General features: G+C 47.5%; 25 protein-coding genes. 6 read left to right on the top strand and 19 right to left on the bottom strand.

Annotation, left to right across the window (positions count from 1 at the left end; translation table 11 throughout):
* Positions 1-115 precede the first annotated feature (115 nt).
* On the top strand, positions 116-931 hold the full coding sequence (speD, locus tag QZZ54_RS14585) for an adenosylmethionine decarboxylase (protein ID WP_290703457.1): 816 nt from the start codon (positions 116-118) through the stop codon (positions 929-931).
* A gap of 220 nt (positions 932-1,151) precedes the next feature.
* Here speD and QZZ54_RS14580 read toward each other — a convergent pair whose 3' ends face one another.
* The 7 genes from QZZ54_RS14580 to prmB all read right to left on the bottom strand — a co-directional run bounded on the left by QZZ54_RS14580 (position 1,152) and on the right by prmB (position 6,966).
* Entirely contained in the window at positions 1,152-1,409 is a 258-nt protein-coding gene (locus QZZ54_RS14580) for a hypothetical protein (RefSeq protein WP_290703455.1), read from the bottom strand.
* A gap of 276 nt (positions 1,410-1,685) precedes the next feature.
* Positions 1,686-2,171, bottom strand: coding sequence for a polyhydroxyalkanoate synthesis repressor PhaR (phaR, locus tag QZZ54_RS14575; RefSeq protein WP_290703453.1), 486 nt, complete (start codon positions 2,169-2,171; stop codon positions 1,686-1,688).
* A gap of 64 nt (positions 2,172-2,235) precedes the next feature.
* Positions 2,236-2,496, bottom strand: a complete 261-nt coding sequence (locus tag QZZ54_RS14570) for a DUF6489 family protein (protein WP_290703451.1) — start codon at positions 2,494-2,496, stop codon at positions 2,236-2,238.
* Between the two features lie 125 nt (positions 2,497-2,621).
* A complete protein-coding gene (locus QZZ54_RS14565; protein ID WP_290703449.1) occupies positions 2,622-3,779 on the bottom strand; it encodes an MFS transporter in 1,158 nt (385 codons plus the stop codon).
* A gap of 150 nt (positions 3,780-3,929) precedes the next feature.
* A complete protein-coding gene (speE, locus tag QZZ54_RS14560) occupies positions 3,930-4,781 on the bottom strand; it encodes a polyamine aminopropyltransferase (protein ID WP_290703447.1) in 852 nt (283 codons plus the stop codon).
* Positions 4,782-4,908: 127 nt separating this feature from the next.
* Positions 4,909-5,997, bottom strand: coding sequence for a chorismate synthase (gene aroC, locus QZZ54_RS14555; protein WP_290703445.1), 1,089 nt, complete (start codon positions 5,995-5,997; stop codon positions 4,909-4,911).
* Between the two features lie 51 nt (positions 5,998-6,048).
* Positions 6,049-6,966, bottom strand: coding sequence for a 50S ribosomal protein L3 N(5)-glutamine methyltransferase (gene prmB / locus QZZ54_RS14550; protein WP_290703443.1), 918 nt, complete (start codon positions 6,964-6,966; stop codon positions 6,049-6,051).
* 79 nt (positions 6,967-7,045) lie between these two features.
* Here prmB and QZZ54_RS14545 point away from each other — a divergent pair, with 79 nt between their 5' ends.
* Both QZZ54_RS14545 and folE read left to right on the top strand, forming a co-directional pair.
* Entirely contained in the window at positions 7,046-7,612 is a 567-nt protein-coding gene (locus QZZ54_RS14545; protein WP_290703441.1) for a Smr/MutS family protein, read from the top strand.
* 145 nt (positions 7,613-7,757) lie between these two features.
* A complete protein-coding gene (gene folE / locus QZZ54_RS14540) occupies positions 7,758-8,297 on the top strand; it encodes a GTP cyclohydrolase I FolE (RefSeq protein ID WP_290703440.1) in 540 nt (179 codons plus the stop codon).
* An 84-nt stretch (positions 8,298-8,381) separates the two neighbouring features.
* Here folE and QZZ54_RS14535 read toward each other — a convergent pair whose 3' ends face one another.
* The 3 genes from QZZ54_RS14535 to QZZ54_RS14525 are packed head-to-tail and all read right to left on the bottom strand — an operon-like array spanning position 8,382 to position 11,038.
* The gene (locus QZZ54_RS14535; protein ID WP_290703439.1) at positions 8,382-9,272 is read right to left on the bottom strand and encodes a patatin-like phospholipase family protein; all 891 of its coding nucleotides are present in this window, start codon (positions 9,270-9,272) and stop codon (positions 8,382-8,384) included.
* A gap of 45 nt (positions 9,273-9,317) precedes the next feature.
* A complete protein-coding gene (locus QZZ54_RS14530) occupies positions 9,318-10,166 on the bottom strand; it encodes a DUF4892 domain-containing protein (protein WP_290703438.1) in 849 nt (282 codons plus the stop codon).
* A 17-nt stretch (positions 10,167-10,183) separates the two neighbouring features.
* A complete protein-coding gene (locus QZZ54_RS14525) occupies positions 10,184-11,038 on the bottom strand; it encodes an alpha/beta hydrolase (protein ID WP_290703436.1) in 855 nt (284 codons plus the stop codon).
* Between the two features lie 156 nt (positions 11,039-11,194).
* On the opposite strand from QZZ54_RS14525, the gene QZZ54_RS14520 reads away from it, so the two are divergent.
* Complete coding sequence (locus tag QZZ54_RS14520) at positions 11,195-12,967, top strand: O-antigen ligase family protein (protein WP_290703434.1); 1,773 nt, start codon at positions 11,195-11,197, stop codon at positions 12,965-12,967.
* A 7-nt stretch (positions 12,968-12,974) separates the two neighbouring features.
* Here QZZ54_RS14520 and sixA read toward each other — a convergent pair whose 3' ends face one another.
* From sixA to dinG, 6 genes are all read right to left on the bottom strand, one after another.
* The gene (gene sixA, locus QZZ54_RS14515) at positions 12,975-13,427 is read right to left on the bottom strand and encodes a phosphohistidine phosphatase SixA (protein ID WP_290703432.1); all 453 of its coding nucleotides are present in this window, start codon (positions 13,425-13,427) and stop codon (positions 12,975-12,977) included.
* Positions 13,427-14,455, bottom strand: coding sequence for an NAD(P)H-dependent glycerol-3-phosphate dehydrogenase (locus QZZ54_RS14510; protein ID WP_290703430.1), 1,029 nt, complete (start codon positions 14,453-14,455; stop codon positions 13,427-13,429). The genes sixA and QZZ54_RS14510 overlap by 1 nt, the downstream gene beginning before the upstream one ends.
* Before the next feature lie 87 nt (positions 14,456-14,542).
* Positions 14,543-14,764 (bottom strand): hypothetical protein, encoded by a 222-nt coding sequence (locus QZZ54_RS14505; protein WP_290703428.1) that lies wholly within the window; start codon positions 14,762-14,764, stop codon positions 14,543-14,545.
* A gap of 100 nt (positions 14,765-14,864) precedes the next feature.
* Positions 14,865-16,307, bottom strand: a complete 1,443-nt coding sequence (locus QZZ54_RS14500) for a protein adenylyltransferase SelO (RefSeq protein WP_290703426.1) — start codon at positions 16,305-16,307, stop codon at positions 14,865-14,867.
* A gap of 15 nt (positions 16,308-16,322) precedes the next feature.
* Positions 16,323-17,765 (bottom strand): ATP-dependent RNA helicase RhlB, encoded by a 1,443-nt coding sequence (gene rhlB, locus QZZ54_RS14495; RefSeq protein ID WP_290703424.1) that lies wholly within the window; start codon positions 17,763-17,765, stop codon positions 16,323-16,325.
* A 23-nt stretch (positions 17,766-17,788) separates the two neighbouring features.
* Positions 17,789-19,909 (bottom strand): ATP-dependent DNA helicase DinG, encoded by a 2,121-nt coding sequence (gene dinG, locus QZZ54_RS14490; protein ID WP_290703422.1) that lies wholly within the window; start codon positions 19,907-19,909, stop codon positions 17,789-17,791.
* A gap of 126 nt (positions 19,910-20,035) precedes the next feature.
* Between dinG and lexA the strand changes: the two genes are divergently transcribed.
* Positions 20,036-20,644 (top strand): transcriptional repressor LexA, encoded by a 609-nt coding sequence (gene lexA, locus QZZ54_RS14485; RefSeq protein WP_366645688.1) that lies wholly within the window; start codon positions 20,036-20,038, stop codon positions 20,642-20,644.
* Between the two features lie 2 nt (positions 20,645-20,646).
* Complete coding sequence (locus QZZ54_RS14480; RefSeq protein WP_290703418.1) at positions 20,647-21,102, top strand: SulA-like leucine-rich domain-containing protein; 456 nt, start codon at positions 20,647-20,649, stop codon at positions 21,100-21,102.
* A gap of 67 nt (positions 21,103-21,169) precedes the next feature.
* Here the strand turns inward: QZZ54_RS14480 and QZZ54_RS14475 are convergent, their stop codons facing one another.
* The 3 genes from QZZ54_RS14475 to topA are packed head-to-tail and all read right to left on the bottom strand — an operon-like array spanning position 21,170 to position 24,679.
* Positions 21,170-21,439 carry a hypothetical protein gene (locus tag QZZ54_RS14475; protein WP_290703416.1) on the bottom strand — a complete coding sequence of 90 codons (270 nt, stop codon included), beginning with the start codon at positions 21,437-21,439 and terminating at the stop codon, positions 21,170-21,172.
* Between the two features lie 45 nt (positions 21,440-21,484).
* Positions 21,485-22,009, bottom strand: a complete 525-nt coding sequence (locus QZZ54_RS14470; protein WP_290703414.1) for a DUF6586 family protein — start codon at positions 22,007-22,009, stop codon at positions 21,485-21,487.
* Positions 22,010-22,021: 12 nt separating this feature from the next.
* Positions 22,022-24,679, bottom strand: a complete 2,658-nt coding sequence (topA, locus tag QZZ54_RS14465) for a type I DNA topoisomerase (protein ID WP_290703412.1) — start codon at positions 24,677-24,679, stop codon at positions 22,022-22,024.
* Positions 24,680-24,822 lie beyond the last annotated feature (143 nt).

The raw sequence follows: 24,822 nt of genomic DNA, 5'->3' as shown, positions 1-24,822 counted from the left end.
AATTCATAATTATCTGAAAATTTCCCTTTTTTCCGTCGGGTTTCTCATCTAAAATCCGCCCAATCTTATTACCGTTCACAAAAAACGTTTGTTTTTTTAACCGGAGTTTACAACGTTGCCATCCAACGGAAAAATCAAACTGCAGGGCTTTAACAACCTGACGAAAAGCCTGAGCTTCTGTATTTACGATGTTTGCTATGCCCAGACCGCTGAGCAAAAAGCCGAATACATCGAGTATATTGATGAGCAGTACAACGCAGACCGTCTGACAGAGATCCTGACAGAAGCCTGCGAGATCATTGGCGCCACCGTTTTGAACGTGGCCCGCCAGGACTATGAGCCCCAGGGAGCCAGCGTCACCATTCTGGTCGCTGAAGAGCCTCTTAAAGACTCAGAAAATGTCGACACTACCGAGAAGCCAGGCCCCCTGCCAGACTCGGTAGTCGCTCATCTGGACAAGAGCCATATCTGCGTACACACCTACCCGGAAGCACACCCGGATGATGGTATCTGTACCTTCCGTGCGGATATCGAGGTTTCTACCTGTGGCATTATCTCACCACTAAAAGCGCTGAACTATCTAATCCACAAACTGGACTCTGATATCGTCACCATGGATTACCGGGTGCGCGGCTTTACCCGTGATGTAAACGGCGTGAAACATTACATCGACCACGACATCAATTCGATCCAGAACTTCATCAGTCAGGATATCCGAGAGCAGTACCAGATGGTCGATGTAAACGTCTATCAGGAAAACATCTTCCACACCAAGATGATGCTCAATGATGTTGATCTCAACACCTACCTGTTCGGCACCACTACCGCCGACCTCACCGGACGTGAAATCGAACAGATTAACGAGCGCCTCTACAAAGAGATGAACGAAATCTTCTATGGCCGGAATATGCCGGATATGAAGGGGAAGTAAACCCTAGTCTGGAACTTTGTACATAGAATGATAGAAGCTCGCGAATGCGGGCTTTTTTATTACCTAGAACGGCGCTGCGCGCCTGCTAGTGGTTAGACGTCGCTTCGCGACTTGCTAGGAAGAGCGGAAATCAATCGATCGCTCTGATCTTATGGATTTATAATACTGAGCGTCAGCGACCCCCAGCCCAAACATTTGTCTGTTATGGCGGTCAACGCTGCTATTTACCAGTCTTCATCATATCCTCACAACCGCCGATTTCCATTTCCATGCGGGTGTTACCCATCTCGTTATTTTCCAGCTGTTCTTTGTAGTGCCGCCTGATACCCAATTTATAATTCATATACGCCTTGGTTTCACTTAAATCCAGCATCTCTTGTACAAGCACAATTGCTCTAGCTTCAAACCATTCGTCTTGCTCAATCACTTCTGCGGTATCTTGCTGTGTATTGTAGAGATGCTGAAATCTCTCTGTCATTATGAGATTGCATACAGCAACATCTCGCAGCTCATCTTTCTACGCTTGTGTTCCGACAGCAACACTGTGACCAGCAAACCCAAGAATTACACTCGCGATAATGATTCTAATCATGCGCATACTGCCTCTTTGTATTTCGGTGGACGTCTATTGGGTGACCGCAGTGACAACGTAACGGCCGCGCCTAGTTATAACCAAAGCTTTTTTTACGCCGGATACAAAAAAGCCCGCTCAGGTTATTAATAACCGGAAGCGGGCTTCGTTAAGCCGTAAAAACTACTTATCTTCTTTTGGCGGCTCAGCATCATTGCTGGCTGGATTCTCTGAGCCTTTTTCACCTCCCGGTGGGGTGAAGATGTTCCACATTGCCATATTCTGATCGGCAATTTTGTTCATCATATTCAGCGGGTTGCTCGCGCCGATCATGTTTTGCATCTGCTCGCGAATACGTTCCTGCTGATCGATAAAGGTAGCGATGCTCTGTTCCAGATACTGGCTCATCATTCCCTGCATGCTGTCACCGTAGAAACGGATCAGTTGCTGCAATACCTGATTAGTCAGTAGCGTACCGTGGCCCAGCGCTTCCTGCTCACTGATGATTTGAAGCAGGATGTTACGGGTCAGATCGGCACCGGTTTTTGAGTCTTGAACCTGAAAGTTCTCCTGACTCAGTACTAGCTCCTTTACATCTTCGAGAGTTATATAGCAGCTACGTGAGGTGTCGTATAAGCGGCGATTGGTGTATTTTCTGAGAATTCTCAAAATTATCTCTCTCTGCAATTCTGTTTCTGTCTTAAGCTGTTTGCGAAAAGATCAGGTGACAGATTTATTTTTTGTCAGTGCTTTTACTGCTGTTGGTGTAGGCCGACATCATGTTGGTCAGCATCTTCTGTAGCGTATCCATCGAACCCAGACCCGTAGACATATAAGGCTGGAACAAGGTAAGTGGATCATACCCATCCGCACCGGCGTCCATCCGCTCCTGAATCTTACTCATCATTTCTGTTTGGAACGACTCAACATCGGGCAGCCCTAATACTTTGCGGAGCTCTTCCGGTGTCATTTCAACATCTATTTTGAAATTCATGTGCACCTCTCAACGATCAGATCAGTTGATCTCATGGTTACGCGTACATTAATACTGCACCATCGTGATTCAACAACTTAATCACTCTATCTCTAATACTATACCAACTGCGGTGCAAAACAAATTTACCGATTCGTAATTGCACAATTTTCTGGTTTTATCCAAATAGTTGCGCACAAAACGGCTATAGACACAGCCGCTGCGGCAAGCATAAATGTTGCAGCTGCACCCAGCGACTCCCAGAGAAAACCGCTGCACAATGCACCCAGAGCACCACCAATGCCAAAACCAAAACTACTGAACATCGCCTGCCCCTGACCATGGTTAGCTGGCGAAAAATAATGATGAACCAGGGCGATGCCTATCGCGTGTAACGCACCAAAACTCACCGCATGCAGGCTTTGCGCAAATAACATCAGCGGTTGGTTTTCAGGCACCAGGCCGATCAGCAACCAGCGCAGCACACAGAGCATGAGACTGCCGATCATCAACCGACGCAGACCAAACCGCCCGATCAGCCGATGCATATAGATAAACACTATAACTTCAGCAATAACGCCGATAGCCCAGAGCATGCCGATCTCTGCACGGCTATAACCCAGGCTGTCCATCAGGACTGAGTAGAAGGTGTAGTATGGCCCATGACTGAACTGAATCAGCAGACAGATCACAAAAAACGCAATGACCTGGGGGCGCAGCAATTGCTTCATAAAGCCACTTTCGGCGCTGTTAGATGTGACAGCCTTACCTGCAACAAAGAGTGATGCGATCCAGATCAGCAGCATCAGCCCGAGCATCAACCAGGGCAGCCAGCGAATATCGATCATATCCAGCAACCAACCTATGGCCAACACCGTAATGATAAAGCCAATAGACCCCCAGAGACGGATACGGCTATAGAGCTCGCTCCTTTCACCCAGATGAATCAGGGTTAACACTTCAAACTGGGGCAACACTGCATTCCAGAAGAAACTGAAGCCCAGCATCACCAGCGCGATTCCCAGCGCACTCTCCTGCCAGAAAATAAACACAAAAATCAGACAGGTGAAAAATGAACCATAGCGAACAATACGTATCCTTTGCCCGGTTCGGTCTGCCAGCCAGCCCCAAATGTTGGGTGCAACAATCCGAGAGGCCATGAGGATAGCCATCAACCCACCGATAGTCTGCGCATCAAAATCAAAGGATTTCAGATACAGACTCCAGTACGGTACTAGCGCACCTAGCAGGGAGAAGTAAAAGAAATAGAAGCCCGAGAGCCGTGTATAGGTATTCAGTTTCATCAGCTATCAGTTAAGATTTCCCGTTGTTTACTTTAGCGATCCATTCAAAACAGATTAGTAGCTATAAGATGTAAAAATCCACCGGTTTATTCAACGGGTGGATTTTCAGTCAAGCGCAACAGTCTCACGCGCAGATATCTCTTTAAGATATCAAGCGTCGCCTAATTCTTCGAGAATATACTGCGGCAGTGCGAAACTGCCAACGTGAATAGCTGGATTGTAGTAACGGGTTTTAATGCCACTGGCTTTAAAACGCTCGGCGATTAGCTCTACACTTTGCTGACGAATGCCCTGATCATCACAGGCCCAGGCAAAGGTCATCGCCCCGCCGATATAGGTTGGCACTGCCGCCGTATAAAAAGTCTGGTCTGAGAAGTATGGGCTCAAACGCTGGCGAGTCGTCACCACTTCTTCCGGCTGCATATAGACCACACCGTTCTGTGCAACAAAGATACCACCGTCATTCAGGCAGCGCTTGCAGCCCTCATAGAATCGACTGCTGAATAGCACTTCGCCCGGACCCACAGGGTCGGTACAGTCAGAAATAATGACGTCGTATTTTTCATCGGTCTGGCAAACATAGTCGATACCATCACCGATAACGATCTTCGCACGGGGATTATCGTAAGCGCCCTGAGAATGATTTGGCAGATGCTCAACACACATGTCGATAACAGCCTGATCGATCTCTACCTGGGTGGCACTCTCAACGGATGGGTGCTTCAGCACTTCCCGCAGCATTCCACCGTCACCGCCCCCAATAATCAGTACCTTCTTCGCATTTCCGTGTGCCAGCAGAGGTACATGAGTCAACATCTCATGATAGATAAACTCATCTTTCTCTGTTGTCTGGATGATCCCATCCAGGGCCATGACGGTACCGAACTTAGGGTTACGAAAAATAATCAGATGCCATAAATCCGTCTGCTGTTCAAACAGTACTTCTTCAACATCAAAGGCCTGGCCGTAGCCATCGTAAAGGGTTTCTTTATAGACTGTCATAGCTATACACACCACAACTAAAGGCGGGAATTACGCCGTAGTTAATATTAGAGGTTCAAATGAAAGATCATAAAATAGATAACGCCTGCTCTGCGAACAGGCACTACCAAATTATGTCAAAAGGATTTTAACCTTTTAGGATCGGGGTTTCACAAGTGACATCAGCGTTTTGCGCACGATGCCTGAGAAAATGATCCATCAATACGATTGCCATCATCGCTTCAGCAATCGGTGTTGCGCGAATACCAACGCAAGGGTCATGACGCCCCTGGGTGACCACTTCAATCGCTTCACCGCGGCTGTTAATACTGCGCCCCGGCAGACGTAAACTGGAGGTCGGTTTCAAAGCAATATGCGCAGTAATCTCCTGACCGGTAGAAATACCACCCAAAATACCGCCCGCATGGTTCGACAGGAAACCTTCTGGGGTCATCTCATCGCGATGCTCAGTCCCTTTCTGCTCAACACAGGCAAAACCATCACCTATCTCAACGCCTTTTACCGCATTGATGCTCATCAGTGCATGCGCCAGGTCTGCATCCAGACGATCAAAGATCGGTTCTCCTAAGCCCACAGGAATGCCGCTAGCTGATACAGAGATCTTAGCCCCAACAGAGTTACCCTCTTTGCGCAGGGCATCCATGTAAGTTTCCATCTCAGCAACTTTGGCCACATCTGGGCAGAAAAACGGGTTTTGCTCGACCTGATCCCAGTCAAAAGCATCAATTTTGATCGGCCCTAACTGAGACAGATAACCGCGTATTTCAACACCCTTCTGTGCCAGAAACTTCTTAGCGACAGCGCCAGCAGCAACCCGCATAGCCGTCTCACGAGCCGATGAACGACCACCACCACGATAATCACGGAAACCGTATTTATGGGTGTATACGTAGTCAGCATGCGCCGGACGGAAAGTTTCTTCGATATTAGAGTAATCTTTAGAACGCTGATCGGTATTTTCAATCAACAAGCCAATAGGCGTACCGGTGGTTTTACCTTCGAAAACACCGGAGAGGATCTTCACCTCATCCGCCTCACGTCGTTGCGTAGTATGACGGGATGTACCCGGCTTACGCCGATCAAGATCCCTTTGCAGATCAGCTTCTGTCAGCTCTATGCCCGGAGGGCAGCCATCGATAATACAACCCAGTGCCGGGCCGTGGCTTTCGCCGAAGGTGGTGACGGTAAAAAGCTTACCGTATGTGTTTCCTGACATCGTCTGTTCCCGATTTCAAAACAAAAATTTAGTCGATTATACCCTAGTCATTCAGACAGAGCTGCAATACTGTTTAACCTCTGCTGCAGTCAGCAGGAAGACGCCGTTACCGCCCGCCTCTAACTCTAGCCAGGTAAAAGGAATGTTCGGATACTGCTGTTGTAGATGGACTTCGCTATTACCCACCTCGATGACCAGCAAGCCATCTTCGGCAAGGAACTGATCGGCCTGACGCAGAATCTGCTTAGTAATATCCAAACCATCTGGACCCGACCCCAGCGCCAGATCAGGCTCATGCTGATACTCCTGGGGCATGCCCGCCAGATCAGCTCTATCTACATACGGCGGATTACTCACAATCAGATCATATCGTTGACCGGTCAAATTGCTGAACAGATCACTCTCGATCGCAGTAACCCGCTCATCCAGTTCATGCCGGGTGATATTCCGACGAGCAACCTCCAGCGCATCTGCTGAGATATCAGCCAGATCAACTTCCGCCTCTTCAAAGGCATAGGCGCAAACAATACCGATACAACCACTACCAGTACAAAGGTCCAGAATCCGTTCAACCGGCCCTTCCCGTAACCAGGGATTGAAGTGCTGCTCGATTAGTTCCTGAATGGGAGAGCGAGGAATCAACACCCGCTCATCCACATAAAAAGGCATACCCGCATACCAGGACTCGCCTATGATATAAGGCAACGGACGGCGCTTTATGACTCGCTGTTCGAGGAAATCCAATACTCGGGACTTCTCTTCCGTCGTAAGCCGGGAATCCAGTAGTTGCGGGTTACTATTCCAGGGTAGATGCAGCGCGCCCAGTACTAACTGAACCGCTTCGTCCCAGGGATTATCGGTACCGTGACCAAAATAAAGTTCATGTTCGTAGAAACGGCTCATGCTGAAACGAACAAAATCACGTATTGTATGCAACTCTTTAAGAGTCTGTGCTTGATTGATGGTCATATCTGGATGGATAATTCACTGGATTGATGCCTGCTTTATTACAGGCCGTGTATGTTAATTAATATTGTCTGCGAACGCTATGTCTGAAAACGATCTACCTAATGAAAATGAATTTGATTTCTCTGCTGCCATGAAGGGAGTTACCCGTCATTCCGATGATCGGGCCGATCTTCGGGGGCAACCAAAAAAATTAAAGCTGGCTGACGATGAAACCACCCGCTATAAAAGACTGGTTGCCGTTCAGGATGAAGAGATGGTTGTCGACGGTCTCACATCTGAAGTCATCAATCTGGTGGAAACTGAAGATGAACTCATCTACGCAGCGCCGGGCGTTCAGCTAAAAGTGATGAAGAAACTCAAGCAGGGACATCTGCCCTGGGATGCAGGGCTAGATCTTCATGGCTATACTTTAGACGATGCCCGCACCGAACTGGGCAGCTTTATACGCGAATGCAGTCTTCGACAGTTACGTTGCGTCATGGTGATCCATGGTAAGTCAAATAGCGTAGAAGGACAGCAAGCACTGATGAAGTCCTACGTGAATGACTGGCTACAACAGATGTCGCAAGTGATCGCGTTCTCTTCCGCTCAACCGAAAGATGGTGGCACCGGCGCGCTCTATGTATTGCTCAAGCGAGCAAAATAAAGCCTGAAAACAGTGCCACAGACTTTACCTATGAGAGCTAATCACGTAAGTTAGCTTCCTTTTTTAACAGCCCTCTCATGCAACTATGGTTTTAGGAGTTGTATGGCAACGGCGCAGACAGACCAAGACAGGATTACGCACTGTAATGGAAAAAGAATTTGCCAGCATAATCGAACAACTGGGTGAAGATATCACCCGCGAAGGTTTGGTCGATACTCCAAAGCGCGCTGCTAAAGCGATGAAGTTTCTCACTCGGGGCTATGATCAGAACCTGGAAGAGGTCATTAATGGCGCGATGTTCCCAACCGAGAACAGCGAGATGGTCATCGTTAAGGATATCGAGCTGTATTCAATGTGCGAGCATCATATGCTGCCATTTATCGGTAAGTGTCATGTAGGCTACATTCCCCAGGGACAGGTAATCGGTCTGTCGAAGATTGCACGCATTGTCGATATGTTTGCCCGTCGCCTGCAAATTCAAGAAAACATGACCAAGCAGATTGCCGACGCAATCATGCAAGCGACCGGTGCTGACGGCGTTGGTGTTGTTATTGAAGCACAACATATGTGCATGATGATGCGCGGCGTAGAAAAGCAGAACAGCAGCATGAAAACTTCGATGATGCTGGGCTCATTTAGAAAAAGTCAGTCAACCCGAGGGGAATTCCTTTCGCTGATTAACTGATATCTGATTTTCTGCGGTAACAAAACAAAGGAGCCCTATGGCTCCTTTATTTTTGCATAACATACACTGACATAATTCAGTCTATCAACGCATCGATTGTTCCAGACCAAGCAAGCTCTGAGCTGCCATCTCACGCCCCAACTCGATCATCTCAGTACCCCGATGGAATTCATAAAAACTACAGGCATCCTTGGGTATGCCAATCAGCAGATCGGGAGGATACCCCGCCACTTTGTACTTACCTAATGATTCCTGCATCACCTCTACCGCGTTCAGCAACACATCAATTCTGCCCACGGCTTTATGGGGCGTGCTTTCAGCTAACTGTTCATCTTCTACCTGTGGCGCCCCATCCAGATGCCACTCATCACTAAACCCTGTGCGATCAAGGTAACGGGTTTCCGGCATCACTACCCGAGGCAGACAAGCTTCCGCGTTAAGGTCCACCGCGATAATGAGGTCTGCATGAGCCGCCACCGTTGGAATAATCGGTATAGGGTTTAGCACACCGCCGTCCACCAGCACGCGGTCCTCTTCGAATACCGGCGTAAAAAAACCCGGCACAGCAATTGAAGCCCTAATAGCATCTAACATCAGTCCGTTCTGAAACCACACTTCCTTCTGATGCGTCAGGTCTGTAGCCACGGCCGTATATGGAATAGGCAACTCTTGAATCAATGGATTACCGACAATTTCACGCAGATTAGTCATTAACCGCTTGCCGCGGATAGTTCCCTCACCTCTTAAGGTAAGGTCCATCATTCTAAAGACATCTATCCGTTTGAGACTGGTAACCCACTCTTTATATTCTGGTAATCGACCCGCAGCGTAGACTCCCCCGACCAGAGCCCCCATTGAACTACCGGCGACACAGATAATTTCATAGCCACGGCGCTCCAGCTCTTCAATCACACCGATGTGACTGTAACCTCTGGCTCCACCGCTACCGAGCACCAGGGACACTGTGGTTTTCATAGATCACATCCTTTGTTCTAGGGAGGTTGCACTACCGGTTACCGATCAGCGTACCTGCACCCATAGGCCTGAGGCCTTATCCTGTTTAGCTAAGGGTACTGCTGGCCCTACCCCCACTGTTTCTATCCGTTGCGGATCGACTCCCGCGCTAATCAACAAACCCGCAACCGTCTCTGCCGCTGTTTTACTTAGGTTAAGCAGCTCACTCAAAGTGCTACCTTCAGATCCGTTGTAACTACCAATGAGTATTTTCTGCTGGGGGTTGCTTATCAGGTAGCTTAACAGCGGCTCAATATTTTCAGCACTACTCAACCAACTGAAACCTTGTTGCTGAATATCGGCCGCCAGACCGGCTTCAGTCTGTTCAAGAGGCGCGATAAGGTCCAGCTGGATATAGACCCTGCGATTCCCTCTTTTAACGGTATAGAGCGCTAACTGCATATTCCCGGTGGTCGCAGAAAGAAAGAATTGCGTCCGGTCTATTCCGTAGAGCTCAGCCACCTTGAAATAGTTATTGGCCCATTGGTTACTACTACCACACTGACGACTACTGCACTGAAAGAGAATCTCCGCATCGATACTTTGTAGATTCTTCAGATAGTAAGCAAAAATATTTTCAGGTGTATGAGTATCAGGAACACGATAGGTAATACGTGTTAACAGACCCTGAAAGCTCTCTGCCTTTTCCGGTGCAATTACACCTTCAACTTTTTTCATCGGCCCAGTAGCCAGAGCATACTCAGGCACTTTTTCCTCACTATAACTAACAATCCAGCTTAATGGGAAACGAGGGAGTTGCTGGGGATCATCACTCCCTCTGACATCATTTTCAGCCAGTGCCGGAAAACTCAGGAGCAGAACAAATCCTATCTGTAAAATTGCTCGAATGCGCATTGATAACCCTTTGATAGTTAAACCTGAATAAACTCATTAATCATTGTAGCAATCAGACCGACAGCTTGCTCCTCGAGATGCAGATGATGACCGCCAGATAAGCTCTCTGTTCTGATACTACGAAAAAGAGCGACACGCCGATCACTTTGAGGAATACCGTTATCCCCCAGAATAAGCAATACAGACGCTGTAACACGCTTTATGAAACTTTCGACCTGCTCCTCTGACATTCTTAGGATTGAGGGTAACATTAAGCTGGGATCGCTACGCCAGTAAAAACCGCCCTCACGCTGAATTACACCTCGTTCAACTAACCAACGAGCCGCTTGCTCATCAACAGGCCACCGCCCCTTCATACGAGCCGCTACCACCGAATCAAAATCCGTATAGGGTTTCTGCGGCCGCCCCTGCATACGGAGACGCTTTTTTATAGACTGAGCTAATTGTTCAGCGGCGATTTCAGATTCAGTAACCATAGGCGCTATCCCTTCAATCAGCACCAGACTTTCTATCCGTTCAGGAAAGGCCCCGGCAAATAGCGTAGCGATACTCGCCCCCATGGAATGACCAATCAGTGTAAATTTCTCTAAATTCAGGTGATCCGCTATCGCCATCAGATCCTGTACATTATCCCAGATGTAATACGGCATCGAAGCGGGTCGATGATCGGAAAAACCATGCCCCATCAGATCTAACGAAATAAAACGTACATCTTCAAGCAGCGGCGCCAAACGGTCAAAAGTTGCTGCATTATCCAGCCAGCCGTGTAGTGCAAGTATCGGTCTGGCACCAGATTCTCCCCAGCATTTTGCTGCGATCTGGTGGCCATTAACCTCAAAGCGTAACTCTTCTGTTTGCAATAGATTCCCCATCTATCTAAAAACCTCACAGTATTCCCAGGTTTTATAACCTTCTCTCATATAACAGCATACAAATATGGAGTAATATCACCACTGTTTTTTTCTTTTAAAACAGATAGCTAATAGATCTTCTCTGGGGCCTTTTTGATGTTTGATAAGATATCGCAAATGAAACCGCAGCAGCTCGGCCTGATATTACTGGGGCTTCTGTTTCTGCCGGCGACACTTTTCTTTCAGCCTAACCTTGGCGGCGAAGGGATGTCGATATCACATAACATCACCGTATGGATCGCAGCCGTTTTAGTTATTACCGCCGCAACGCTCGCCATGCTTAAATCGAAGCAGTTCTCATATCCCACTGCCTGGCTGGCAATGGCTGCACTGCCAATCAGTATAATCATACTAGGATTTATCGTTGACAGTTTTCTACCGACTCAATGGTTATTCAGGCAACTCTACATCCTGGGCGGATTTCTGTTTCTGATCGCCCTTTTTCAATTTCGCTTTACGACCCGTGACGCAGAAAAAGCACTCATAATACTGCTGTTATCAGGCATAGCTCACGGCCTATATGGCGTCTCTCAAATTTTCTGGCCAGGTATTCTGCCGTTACTCATAACACCTAGCAAAGAGATCCCTTACAGCGTTTTCCAACAGATCAACATACATGCATCTTTCCAGGCAACGGTCCTTATCACAGGGCTTTACCTATTAAGCCGACCGGTTACCCTTAAAAGCAGTCCCGTTCTAACACTGATTCTGCTGAGCAGTATTTTTCTAAGTTGTTTTATCGTTGCCTACTCAGGCTCTCGAACCGGGCTTATTGCTGCCGCCTCCGGTGTCATCATACTAACCCTATGCAATTGGCGCAGCTTCCTTAACCGCAAAACCCTATCCATCGCAGTACTTATTGCAGTAACCGCAGCGCTATCTTTAGGTAATCAGGGGATACAGCGGAGCACACAAAAACTTGGGGATCTGGCAGACAAAACTAGCCCAGGAGTAACCGAATCAGGCTCCAACAGCCGTATTAATATCTATAAGATATCCTTTGAAGTATTTAAACTGCAGCCAGTCACCGGCCATGGTATCGGCAGTTTTCAGAAAGTCTGGCACGATCAAAAAGTTGACTACCTAAAACATTTTCCTGAAGCCAACCTTCCTGCTGAGCGTCTCAGTCACCCGCACAATGAACTGATGTTCTGGATGGTTGAAGGGGGAATAGTCGCCATCAGCGGAATTTTGATTTCAGTTTTAGCAATTCTCTACGCCTCATTCAGCTGTGGCTGGCGTCGGGGACTGAGTTATATCGCATTGCTAATTCCTATCGGTTTACACACCCAGGTAGAACTTCCCTTCTATATAAGTAATATCCCTTGGTTTCTTCTGCTCGTTCTAATCTTTGTTATATTGCGACACAGCACTAAAACTAGAACGGCTGTGCTAAGCCGATCTGCAGAGTTAACTACCGCGGGAACAGCCGTAATATTATGCCTGAGCGTTACATTCATCATGCTCCAGACGATTAAGGCAAATCATAGTATTATAAGTTTCTTAAGAGGCGAAATGTCTCAGCCAGCCCTTCTCCAGCCGGCATTAGCCAACCCTTTCTTTAGCAATAATGCCGAACTCTACCTAATGCGGACGCTGTTACTACGGGAACTGAGTGCCAAACAAGGCAGCTTTGCCCCCCAGTTCATCGATTGGGCAACCTCATATATTGAATACACCCCTATACCCCAACTCTATATTGACCTGTCTCGAGCTTATCTAGCGACCGGTCAGGAAGCAAAAGCTATAAAAACCATTGAAGATGGACTTGCACGTTACCCCGAAATATCACGACTGAATGAGAGTGCCCGGCTGATTAGACAGGCCGCAACGGGCAACCTTGAGCCAAAAACAGATAATCAGTTAGAAAGCGGAGGTAAGAGCGGTTAAAGCAGGACTAATGTACTAACTCTCGAAGCTGCCCTAACCCGGCAGCCGGAAACTCCAGTTCAATAATAGCCAGACATCCAGACATCATAGGTTCTGGACGGGAAAGATCTCCCTCGCATAGTAGAGAGACTAAATTGCCGATAAGCGGCTGATGGGTTACCAGCATGAGGCTTTCATCGGTCTGTTCACTCAGCCAGTTAATAACCTTTTGTGGCGATGATTCGGGGGTCAGTAATTTTAAGGGACTGGTTGCAACGGCCTTAGCTTCGCAAACCAATTCAGTGGTTTGGCAAGTTCTTAGGTATGGGCTATGACAGATACGCTCAATACCTTCCAGCAGCTCTTGATGCTGAAGCAACATCTGCCGCAGTCGAAACCTGCCGTTATCTGTCAGGCTTCGCTGTTCATCGGTGAGCGCATTAAAACCTGCTTCACCATGACGCAACAAAAACAATCGCATTAACCAGCATCTCTGGGCAGAATAAACTCCACATCACTACTCTGCGTATTAAGCATCATCATCTTTGCGACCTGAGACACTGGGGCCCCATTAAACACGACTTCGTAGAGACCACAGACCAAAGGCATATAGATCTCTAGCTCATCCGCTTTCTCTTTAACATAGCGCAGTGTATTAACACCCTCCGCAACCTCGCCCAGGGAGGTTACAGCCTCTTCAAGGCTCTTACCCTCACCTAGCGCATAACCAACCCGGTAGTTGCGACTCAGCGGTGATGAACAGGTAACAATAAGATCACCTACCCCCGCTAACCCCAAAAAGGTCATAGGGTTAGCGCCCAACTGGACGGCAAAGCGACTCATCTCTGCCAGGCTACGGGTCATCAGCATGCTTTTGGTATTCTCTCCCATACCCAATGCTGCACTCAAACCCGATGCAATGGCATAGATATTTTTCAACGTACCGCCCAGCTCAACACCGTACATATCAGTGCTTGCATAGATACGGAAATATGCACAGTGCAAAATTTCCTGAACTGCTGTACGAACCTGTTCATCTTCACTGGCTATAACCGTTGCAGTAAGCTGTTTCTGAACCAGCTCTTTTGCCAGATTAGGACCACTGATCACACCGATAGGATTATCTGGTAGTTCATCGGCAAGAATCTGACTCATCAGACTGAAAGTGTTTGCCTCGATTCCTTTGGTAGTGCTTACGACAATTTGCTCCGGACGGAGGTAGTGTTTTGCCTGACTAATAACGTCACGAAAAGACTGACTGGGAATTGAAACAAAGATTATGTCTGCATCAGCTAGGGCCTGTTCCAGATCAGCCGTTGCATAGAGCAAATCTGCCAACCGCTGTCCCGGTAAATAGCGGCTATTTTCCCGGGTGCGGTTTATTTCTTCAGCCCTCTCTGCATTACGCATCCAAAGATTGACCGCTTCCCCTTTACTACCGATCAGGTTTGCAATGACAGTACCGAAACTTCCACCACCCAGTACTGCAACTTTTGCCCCATTTGTCATCGGAGATTCCTTACCTTTTCTGTACGTTTTATTATTTCACGGGTCTGATTCAAACCCTGCTGCACTTTTTTAGCAAACTTAACTCTATTAACTTTTATCAGCTTTTCTATCGAGGGAATCAAGCAGCTTGTTTACACCGACAAAAAGTAATTTAACGACAAAATAACCCAGAACCGCCAGCAACCCGAACATAAGCGCCAGGGTAATATCACCGGTTTTTTGATAACCGCTGAAGGAAAAAAAAAAAAAAAAAAGTGCTACAACAACAGCCAGAACCTGACTAATACGGCCTGTATTATGTTTATCCATTATACTTTCCACAACATTTACACATATCAATAACAACCAATAAATACTTAAAATTCAGACCTTTAACATGCACTATTAATCTAAATACTATTTTTATTCTTTATGATGAACAACTCAGCGATACATTTTTACCCCATTCAGGAGTATCCCGAGAGTATATATCTAAAGCATCACTATAAGGGGCTCTTAGTGCTGCATGCAATTGAGCCAGATCACTGAAATCTCCCTTCTCCGCTCGCTCGATAACTTGCTGAGCAAGATAATTACGCAGAATCACGCGTGGATTATTGCGAGCCATTAAAGTCAACGCATTAGTATCAAGCCGATCAAGATACAGAGACAGCCATTCGGATACTTCGGTAGTACCACCTAACAGCGCAGTAACAGATTCAATATCTCCACTTGCTGCTTTCTCAAGTGCCAGAAAAACAGCGTTGTAATCACACTTTGCCTGCTCTAATAACCGAAGAAAACTCTCAATGAGTTGCCCATCATTATTTATGTGGCCAGCCATTCCTAAACGCAACTTAAGCTGTTCGGTGTAAGCGACCGCATAGGTTGGTTCAAATAGGTTCAGCGCCGCTTCAAGATCGCTCTGATTAACTAACCCCATCAGGCTTTGTGCCAGACAGACGCAGTTCCACATCGCCACAGAGGGTTGCTGCTGGTATGCATATCGACCCTGTTCATCTGTTTGGTTAGAGATATAACCCGGCTGGAAGTCATCGAGAAAACCAAAAGGACCGTAATCTAGAGTGAGACCCAAAATCGACATATTATCGGTGTTCATCACGCCATGACAAAAGCCAACAGATTGCCATTTCGCGATCAGTCGCGCAGTCCTTTCTACCACTTCAGAGAACATCGCCAGATAGGGGTTATCCATTTCCACGCAATGCGGGTAATGATGCTGGATAACAAAATCAGCCAGCTGCTTTAGTTGTTCAGGACGACGGGTGTAATAGAAATATTCAAAATGGCCAAAACGGATATGACTGGGACTCATCCGCACCATATTGGCAGCAAACTCTATCGAGTCCCGATAGATCTGAGTTTCACTGCCAATTATGCAGAGAGCACGAGTTGTAGGTACACTTAATGCAGCTAAGGCTTCACTACAAAGATACTCACGGATAACCGAACGCAATGCAGCGCGACCATCCCCATGTCTGGAATAAGGGGTTTTACCACTGCCTTTAAGCTGCAGTTCCCACCGTTGCCCATCACTGCCAGCAAGGTCGCCCAATAAAACAGCCCTACCATCGCCTAGCTGAGGCGTGTAACCGCCAAACTGATGCCCGGAATAGACTGTCGCTACAGGACTGCTGCCCTCAAGCAACCTATGACCACCGAACAGCTCACTTAGCTGTTCTGGCGTCGTCCTACCAGAATCAAGACCTATCAGATCAGCAGCCTCAGCACTAAAGGCAACCAGATGCGGTTTCTTTAGAGGCTGCGGAGTTACAGGACTATAAAATGATTCAGATAACTGACTGAATCGGTTTTCAAGCTGTAACTGATCCAGAGCAATCCCGTTCATCATCTGTGACCGAGAAAATTAAACCGGTTCCAGCAGGTTTGGATCCGGATAAACACATTCCATCTTCACGCCGGCAACTTCCTCAATCTCGGGCAACAGAAAAGAATCATCTTCAGTGGCAAAACTGATCGAAGTCCCCTTAGAACCTGCCCGTCCCGTACGACCGATTCGATGTACATAATCATCGGCATCTTCAGGCAGTGAGTAGTTAATAACGTGACTTACAGCATCAACATGAATACCCCGACCGGCAACATCGGTAGCAACCAGAATATTGATCCGCCCTTCACGGAAGTCTTCCAGCGTTTTTACGCGTTTCTGTTGAGCAATTTCCCCGGACATCAGCGCGGCTTTCAAACCATCTTTCTGTAGCCGCTCAGCCAGTCTGCGGGTTTCATCCCGACGATTACCGAAGACAATAACCCGGTGAAGTTGGTTAAGTTGCATAAAGTTACGCAGTAGCTTGTATTTATCTTGTCTTGATACCAGATAAACCAACTGTTTAACCGAGTCTGTACTTTTCTGTTCTGGAGCGATATCAATTACCTTGGCATCAACCGTCCATTGCTGGGCAAGGTTCATAACATCGTCAGTAAATGTTGCGCTATATAGCAGGGTCTGACGATCACCTTTTCGTGGTGTATGACGAATGATCGTCCGCACATCCGGAATAAAGCCCATGCTCAACATACGATCTGCTTCATCCAGGACCAGCACTTCAACATCGCCAAGATCAACGGATGAGGAACGGATGAAGTCAATCAAGCGCCCAGGGGTTGCGACAATAATATCAACAGGGCGAACCGCTAGCTGTTTACGCTGCTTGTCGTAATCCATACCACCGACTAGCGCTACAACACTGATGTTTGCGTATTTACCCGTCTCTTCTGCGTCAGATGCGATCTGCAACGCCAACTCTCGGGTAGGTGCGATGATCAATGCGCGAGGTACGCCCTTGGCAGCTTTATACTCAAGCGGATAGTCCAGCAGATCCGTGATGATGCTGATCAGAAACGCTGCCGTTTTACCTGTACCCGTCTGCGCTTTACCGATCATATCCCTACCTTCCAGGGATTCAACAAGCGTAGCTGACTGAATATCAGAGCAGTACTGGAAGTTAAGATCAGCAATGGCATGCATTACATCATCGGGGAGATCGAAATCATGAAACCGCTTTTTACCCTCTACAGGCTCTACGGGGAACTCATCACGACTCCAGGGTTTAACCGGTTTCGATTTAGTCTGAGATTTATCAGCAGAGCGACTCTTTGTCGACTGCTGCTTTGAAGCACCGCTGTTGTCCGGGTTTTCTCTACCGGCTGTCTCTTTTGCTGTATCACTCTCAGAGGCCGTGGAAACTGCTTCTGTCTTAGCTGGCTGATTATTCGGAATAACTTCCGCTTCAGTCACTGCAGAATCATTATCGTCTGAACTCTTAAATATTTTTTTTAACAAAGTCATACCTTATTCGCATCAGCGAACGGTTAGCTAATATTTCGTCGGAATGGCGGTAAAGAATCGAGCAATTGTCGACCGTAACGCCGGGTGACAACACGCCGATCTAAAAGTACGATACGCCCCTTATCCTGCTCAGTTCGCAGTAGCCGTCCAGCAGCCTGGGTTAACCGTACCGATGCCATCGGCACCGACCATTCCATAAAAGGGTTACCCCCACGCTGTTCAATCCACTCAGCCATGGTGGCATCAACCGGATCATCCGGCACACTAAAGGGTATCTTGGTGATAATCACTTCTGTGAGATAATCACCAGGAAGATCAACCCCTTCAGTAAAAGAAGCAAGGCCAAAAATAACACTTCCTCGCCCCTCATCAATCTCAGCTTTATGGCGCTTCAGAATTTCATTCTTACTGAAATCCCCCTGCGACAGAACTCTATTGTTTAGCTTTTCGTCCAGACTGGCAAGCACTGATCGCATCTGTCGCCATGAACTGAACAGTACCAGCGTTCCTGTATCCGTTTTGAGCTCTGCATTTAGATAATCTGTTACCGCCTGCGTATGCAATTCAGGGTCATTCGCCTCAACTTTCATGGGCGGCACATAGAGCTCTGCGGCATTATAATGGTCGAATGGGCTAGATAGACTAAAACAGGGCGTTTCCTGCGGTAGCCCAAGATCCCCCAGCAGTCGGTCGAAAGTTCCCAGTGCTGTTAACGTGGCCGAGGTAACAACTGCAGCATAGCAGTGTTGCCAAAGGTTCATCCGTAACATTTCAGCCGCGGAAACCGGCGCGGTACTGCATTCAAAATCATAGCCCTGAGCTGTCTCTGCCAAGCTGATCCAACGGGCTGTGGGCGTGCAATTTTCTGCATCAGCATGCCCCATTGATCGACCAAGACCAGTAATGCTTTGCATCCTGGCTACCATCATACCTACTCGCGGATACCAGCTCTCAGCCGGCTGACGATCAATTCCACCTTCCCCATCGAGAGACTCTTTTAGTAGATCAAGAATCATCTCTAGTCGGGACGCCATTCTGGCTGCAAGATTTTCAACCTGCAGGCCGAACTGCTTTACCTCGTCAGGAACGACTCCCCCAGTGTAACGAAAACGCTCTTTAGGTCTTTTAAACGAGTCATCGAGTAATACCGGCCTGATCAATTCAGCCCAGTTATTTAAGACAACTTGCAAATCTTCAGCTGGCTTTTGCAGCTGTTTGACATAGTCAGCTAACAATTGAGGGTTACCCGTGTGATCGAGCATTTTACTTAATTGTTTAATATTACCGGCGAGCCAGCGCTCTGTAGATTTGAGCCTTATATTGAAAGAGAAATGGCCACTGGCCTTGTCTGACAGGTGATGACCTTCATCAAAAATGTAGATTGTGTCGGCTGGATCGGGAAGGATAGCACCACCACCTAACGCCAGGTCAGCCAACACAATATCGTGGTTAGCGATAACACATTCAACCTGATCAAGGTCTTTTCGTGCTTTAAAGAAACTACAGGCCGAGAAATTACTGCAGCGTCGATTAGTACATTGAAGATGGTCACTGGTTAAGGGGCGCCAGTCCTCATCGCTGATATCCTGAGTCAGGTTATCCCGATCGCCATCCCAGCGACCCGATGCGAACTCATTAAGTAAGCTTTTGTAGAATTCGACAGTTTGAGTGTCTAATCGCAGCGCTAATTCATCTTCGTATAGAGCTTGCTGTCCGGTGGTAGCGTTAGCATCAAGATGCTGTTCCGCCTTACTGATACAGAAATAACGACCCCGTCCCTTAGCCAAGCCAAAAGTGACAGACAAACCCGCATGCTCCGCAACTTCAGGCAGGTCTTTATTTAATAACTGCTCCTGCAAGGCGACAGTTGCAGTTGAAAGCACAACTTTCTTACCTTTTGCTTTCGCAATAGGTAATACCGCCAAAAGATAACCGATCGTTTTGCCCGTGCCCGTGCCCGCTTCAATAACGCTGACATGCTTTTCACCGAGACGATGGGATTTCTCATCTTCTAGAATAGCGCCAAGTACCTTAGCGACCTCAGCAATCATCTGCTTCTGACCCACGCGCGGCTTCAGCTGACGGCTTTCCAAAAAACGCCTATAGGCACCCTGTATCTCTTTTTTAATCTCTTCTGAAAGCACCTAACCGCCCTAATAGTCTTTAACCACGTGCATTCTAGCAATAATACTGGATAAATAGACAGAAAAAAGTTTACAAAGCCAAAATACTGTATATAGTTACAGCTACTGGATAAAAAAACAGAGTTAATCATGAAACTGACACAACGCCAAACAGATGTCCTTGAATGCATTAAACACTGCATCAGCACCACCGGCTATCCTCCGACCCGTGCGGATATAGCCAGAGAGCTGGGATTTAAATCGGCTAACGCTGCAGAAGAACACCTCAAAGCCCTTGCCCGTAAAGGTGCCATTGAGATGATTCCAGGTACTTCACGCGGAATCCGTATTCCCGGATTTGATGACGAAGCGCCTAGTCTTCCCGTCGTTGGGCTGGTCGCTGCTGGCGAACCCATACTGGCACAGGAGAATGTAGAAGATAGAATCACTATCGCTTCAGACTTCTTCCATCCTCCTGCAGATTATCTGCTGCGAGTTCGAGGAACCAGTATGAAAGATGTCGGTATCATGGATGGCGATCTGTTAGCTGTGCATCAGTGCCAGAGTGCTAAAGATGGTGAAATTGTTGTTGCCCGAATTGAAAACGACGTCACTGTAAAACGCTTTAAACGCGAGGGTAACATCGTATACCTAATCGCAGAAAACGAAGAGTTCGAGCCCATTGTAGTAAACCTGGAAGAACAGGAACTATCAATCGAAGGCCTTGGGGTCGGAGTTATCAGAAGAGGACAGTAATCATGTTGCAAGCAGTTAGCAGATTCAACCGTTCGGAACCCGTTCTACCCGGTTTAATTCGTCCGGTTGCACCACAGTCCGATCATTCAGGGCTGGCCGGAAATGTTACCGAGATCGTCCTGCAAAGCAGTGATTTTGAGCAAATGACTATGCTACTGCCTCTGCTTGCGCAATTGAGTAACGATGATCGTTGGTTTGCCTGGATAGCACCACCGGCAACGCTGCCAAAAGCCTTGCTTGAAGCAGCAGGCATCGACCTCAACAAAGTAATGGTTCTCCAACCAGATCAAGGTCATTCCACCTATCAACTCGCCTGTCAGGCTCTTAAAGCAGGCACTTGTCATGCGGTGATTAGCTGGCCTGGATCTCTCAGCGATGCTGAGCTCAGCGGGCTGGAAGATGCAGCCCAAAATGGCCAGAGTCACGGAATAGTTATTCGCGATCGCCGCCCCGCTTAAAAAGTAATTCATAAAAAAAAACAGCGCATCAGCGCTGTTTTTTTTGATGCTTCTTGCTAAAAACCATCTAATGAATAATTTGGGGTTGCGATTCAGCCTCATCCTCAGAATCATTCTCCAAAGCGCTCGCTGAAGCGGCCTGTACATTCAAATCAGAGATCATGTGAATCCCTGCGGTCAGCATCACTTTAGCAACATCGATGCATTCATCTTCCAGCTGAGCTCGCACATCATCGGAAAAGCTGATCTTCATGATAGGCGCATCATCTGAATCAGCTCTGCGTAATGCAATCTGACCATCTTCCAGCTCTATTATTTCCAGAAACATATCTGACATAACTATCTCAATAAAAGATAAGTGTAAGTACTAGTTAGCGTACTTTTACCACTCCTGCATACCTACACGCAGGCGCTCGATCAAAGACTTAAATTGCCCAAACCATTCCTGATACTCACGAATAATGTCTCCATCTTCGGCATGATCCGGATTAATCTGCATCACATGTATCTCCGACACACTTTCAGTCTGCCCTGCAGATTCTTGATGATCCTCTGCTCGCCAGCAACCTTTGTAAGCGGCCAGTAAGTGATGCAACCAACTCTCAGAATCACCATGAAGCTGTTGCAGCTCTGTTACTTCTGGGGCCTCAAGCCCCTGAAGCTCCATCTGCTCAACCAACTGACTCAGCTTAGTAATCCGGTTAGCATCAAAACTGTATTGCTCTGCAATCTCACGCAGCAATGAGCTATAGGCTGATACCATATGAAACAACACAGATTCATTATAGGATTCAATCAGAGCATGTTTACTCCATCCAGTTGATTCCTGAGCTGCTTTAAGCGCATCCAGATGGATGCGGGTAAAGTTTAACTTCTGATTTGTACGGGTAAGATAAACGCCGCTCATTTGTGTCTCCGATTACTTCTTCTTGGTCGCTGTCTTCTTAGCTTTAGCTGCTTCTACAACCCAGCTGCCACCAGTATAAAATGCACGCCAGCCAGTCGCTTTGCCATCAACTTCAGTCATAACATACTGCTCTTTGGTTTTACGACTATAGCGAATGATTGTTGGAAGCCCTTCATCATCGGCTATCGGCGCACTAAAGAGGAATTTATACTTTGGATCGATCTCACTCTTGTGCGGTAACAACTCCGTCACTTTTGGTGCTCGGGTTTCCCGCTTACGGGGGAACTGGCTAGCCGCAAGAAACAGACCTGAAGCACCATCCCGTAGAATATAAGTGTCCTCTACCTTCTCACACTCTAGTTCCGGCATCGGCACAGGATCCATCTTCGGCGGCGCAGCCTCTCCACTTCTCAACAGCTTACGTGTATTTTTACAGCTATCACTTGTACAACCAAAGAACTTGCCAAACCGGCCCGTTTTAAGCTGCATCTCGGCACCACACTTATCACAGTCCAGTACCGGACCATCGTAGCCCTTGATCTTAAAGCTGCCCTGCTCTACCTCAAACCCGGCACAATCAGGATTATTACCGCAGATATGTAATTTACGCTGTTCATCGATCAGATAACTATCCATCGCAGTATCACAGATCGTACAACGATGCTTATTCCGCAAGATGCGCGACTCTTCCTCATCATCTCCATCAACGCTCACCACTTCATCACCATGGACCAGGTTCATAGTGGTTTTACAGCGCTCTTTTGGCGGTAACGCATAACCAGAACACCCGAGGAATACCCCGGTGGTACCGGTACGAATCATCATTTTACGATTACAGCTTGGGCAAGGAATATCGGTCTCAGTAGGCTCATTAAGACGCATACCGGATTCCGGATGTTGGGCTTGCTCCAAACGATTACTAAAGCCCTGATAGAACTGATTCAGCAACTCTTTCCAGTCAGCACTACCGGTCGCTATATCATCCAGCGACTCTTCCATTCTCGCGGTAAAGCTGAAATCCATCAGATCATTAAAATTCTCAACCAGGCGCTCGGTGACAATATCACCCATTTTCTGCGCATAGAAACGACGGTTCTGAACTTCCACGTAGCCCCGATCCTGGATTGTAGAGATGATCGACGCATAGGTAGAAGGCCGGCCAATTCCTTTTTTCTCCAGCTCCTTAACCAGGCTCGCTTCGGTATAACGAGGTGCAGGCTTGGTAAAATGCTGCTTAGGGTCCAGTTGCTGTAACTGAAGAACATCACCCTTCTGCACATCCGGAAGAATAATATCTTCTTCTTTCCCGCGGCTATTGAATACTTTGGTGTAACCATCAAAACGCAGAATGCGTCCTTTTGTCCGCAATTCAAAATCACCTGCCGTTATGGTCACCCGGGTACTGGTAAAAAGTGCCGGTGTCATTTGACAAGCGACGAACTGACGCCGAATCAGCTCATACAAGCGCTCAGCGTCCCGCTCCATGCCTTTAAGGGCGGTAGCCTCTATGGAGACATCTGAAGGGCGAATCGCTTCGTGAGCCTCCTGAGCGCCCTCTTTGCTACTGTAAGAGTTGGCTTTCTCCGGCAGATACTTAGCACCATAATTATCACTGATGAAATCACGGCAGTTATCAACCGCCTCTGAACTCAGATTAGTCGAGTCCGTTCGCATGTATGTGATGTAACCCGCTTCGTAAAGTCGCTGAGCTAACATCATCGTCTTCTTAACACCGAAGCTTAGACGGGTACTGGCTGCTTGCTGAAGGGTCGAAGTTATAAACGGCGCAGATGGACGACTACTTGTCGGCCGGTCCTGTCGATTAGTTATCTTAAACTCCAGCTGTTTTAGCTGCTCAAGATAGCCCTCTGTCTCGGCACCATTTACCGGCCGAAAACTTTTATCCTGGTACTTATCAACCTGAAAACGTAAAGACTCATTATCGCCTGACAGAAGGTCTGCATGTAGCTCCCAGAACTCTTCCGGGATAAAGCTACGAATCTCTTTTTCCCGCTCTACCAGTAAACGTACAGCAACCGACTGTACCCGACCGGCAGAAAGCCCCCGGGCGACCTTAGCCCACAACAGAGGAGAAACCATGTAACCAACAACCCGATCGAGAAAACGCCTGGCCTGTTGAGCATTAACCCGATTAATATCGAGTTCACTCGGTTTCTCAAACGCTTCCTGAATCGCTTTCTTGGTTATCTCATTAAAGACAACCCGGCGATAACGATCATCTTCACCACCGATAGCTTCCCGCAGGTGCCAGGCAATAGCCTCCCCTTCGCGGTCCAAATCGGTTGCGAGATAGATAGTGTCTGCATCTTTGGCCAGCCGCCTTAACTCATCGACGACTTTTTCTTTACCTGGGAGAATTTCATAGCGGGCATCCCAGTCATTCTCTGGGTCAACCCCCATTCGCGCTATCAACTGCGTTTTTGCTTTTGCAGCTTTATGCCGAATCTTATCCTCCGGCGCCAATTTACGGGTGATAGCCGCCTGTCGAGCACGCTCTTTAGGGTCGGATGCGGTTGCATTGCCAGAGCCACTGGTGGGAAGATCACGAATGTGTCCCACACTTGATTTAACCACAAACTGATTACCTAAATACTTGTTTATGGTCTTCGCTTTAGCAGGTGACTCTACAATAACTAGGGATTTGCCCATATAAATAAAATCCTTAAAGGACGAGGTAGCAATACAAAACAGCGTGCATATATAAGGGCTCAGACAAGCCGGGTCAAGTTTCTACTGAAAAAAAACACGCTGACCAGTTAAGAATATTGGCTAATAAAGGTATATTTCTGGTA

Origin of the sequence: Amphritea sp. (genome assembly GCF_016744155.1) — a bacterium.
In the GTDB taxonomy this organism is placed as follows: Bacteria; Pseudomonadota; Gammaproteobacteria; order Pseudomonadales; family Balneatricaceae; genus Amphritea.
The sequence above is the reverse complement of the archived record's forward strand: the minus strand, read 5'-3'. Positions and strand labels throughout refer to the sequence as shown.

Coding starts and splice junctions, on each gene's coding strand:
- QZZ54_RS14580 (WP_290703455.1), bottom strand. CDS start 1,409: ATGACAGAGAGATTTCAGCATCTCTACAATACACAGCAAGATACCGCA.
- QZZ54_RS14570 (WP_290703451.1), bottom strand. CDS start 2,496: ATGAATTTCAAAATAGATGTTGAAATGACACCGGAAGAGCTCCGCAAA.
- QZZ54_RS14565 (WP_290703449.1), bottom strand. CDS start 3,779: ATGAAACTGAATACCTATACACGGCTCTCGGGCTTCTATTTCTTTTAC.
- speE (WP_290703447.1), bottom strand. CDS start 4,781: ATGACAGTCTATAAAGAAACCCTTTACGATGGCTACGGCCAGGCCTTT.
- aroC (WP_290703445.1), bottom strand. CDS start 5,997: ATGTCAGGAAACACATACGGTAAGCTTTTTACCGTCACCACCTTCGGC.
- prmB (WP_290703443.1), bottom strand. CDS start 6,966: ATGACCATCAATCAAGCACAGACTCTTAAAGAGTTGCATACAATACGT.
- QZZ54_RS14545 (WP_290703441.1), top strand. CDS start 7,046: ATGTCTGAAAACGATCTACCTAATGAAAATGAATTTGATTTCTCTGCT.
- folE (WP_290703440.1), top strand. CDS start 7,758: ATGGAAAAAGAATTTGCCAGCATAATCGAACAACTGGGTGAAGATATC.
- QZZ54_RS14535 (WP_290703439.1), bottom strand. CDS start 9,272: ATGAAAACCACAGTGTCCCTGGTGCTCGGTAGCGGTGGAGCCAGAGGT.
- QZZ54_RS14530 (WP_290703438.1), bottom strand. CDS start 10,166: ATGCGCATTCGAGCAATTTTACAGATAGGATTTGTTCTGCTCCTGAGT.
- QZZ54_RS14525 (WP_290703436.1), bottom strand. CDS start 11,038: ATGGGGAATCTATTGCAAACAGAAGAGTTACGCTTTGAGGTTAATGGC.
- QZZ54_RS14520 (WP_290703434.1), top strand. CDS start 11,195: ATGAAACCGCAGCAGCTCGGCCTGATATTACTGGGGCTTCTGTTTCTG.
- sixA (WP_290703432.1), bottom strand. CDS start 13,427: ATGCGATTGTTTTTGTTGCGTCATGGTGAAGCAGGTTTTAATGCGCTC.
- QZZ54_RS14510 (WP_290703430.1), bottom strand. CDS start 14,455: ATGACAAATGGGGCAAAAGTTGCAGTACTGGGTGGTGGAAGTTTCGGT.
- QZZ54_RS14505 (WP_290703428.1), bottom strand. CDS start 14,764: ATGGATAAACATAATACAGGCCGTATTAGTCAGGTTCTGGCTGTTGTT.
- QZZ54_RS14500 (WP_290703426.1), bottom strand. CDS start 16,307: ATGATGAACGGGATTGCTCTGGATCAGTTACAGCTTGAAAACCGATTC.
- rhlB (WP_290703424.1), bottom strand. CDS start 17,765: ATGACTTTGTTAAAAAAAATATTTAAGAGTTCAGACGATAATGATTCT.
- QZZ54_RS14480 (WP_290703418.1), top strand. CDS start 20,647: ATGTTGCAAGCAGTTAGCAGATTCAACCGTTCGGAACCCGTTCTACCC.
- QZZ54_RS14475 (WP_290703416.1), bottom strand. CDS start 21,439: ATGTCAGATATGTTTCTGGAAATAATAGAGCTGGAAGATGGTCAGATT.
- QZZ54_RS14470 (WP_290703414.1), bottom strand. CDS start 22,009: ATGAGCGGCGTTTATCTTACCCGTACAAATCAGAAGTTAAACTTTACC.
- topA (WP_290703412.1), bottom strand. CDS start 24,679: ATGGGCAAATCCCTAGTTATTGTAGAGTCACCTGCTAAAGCGAAGACC.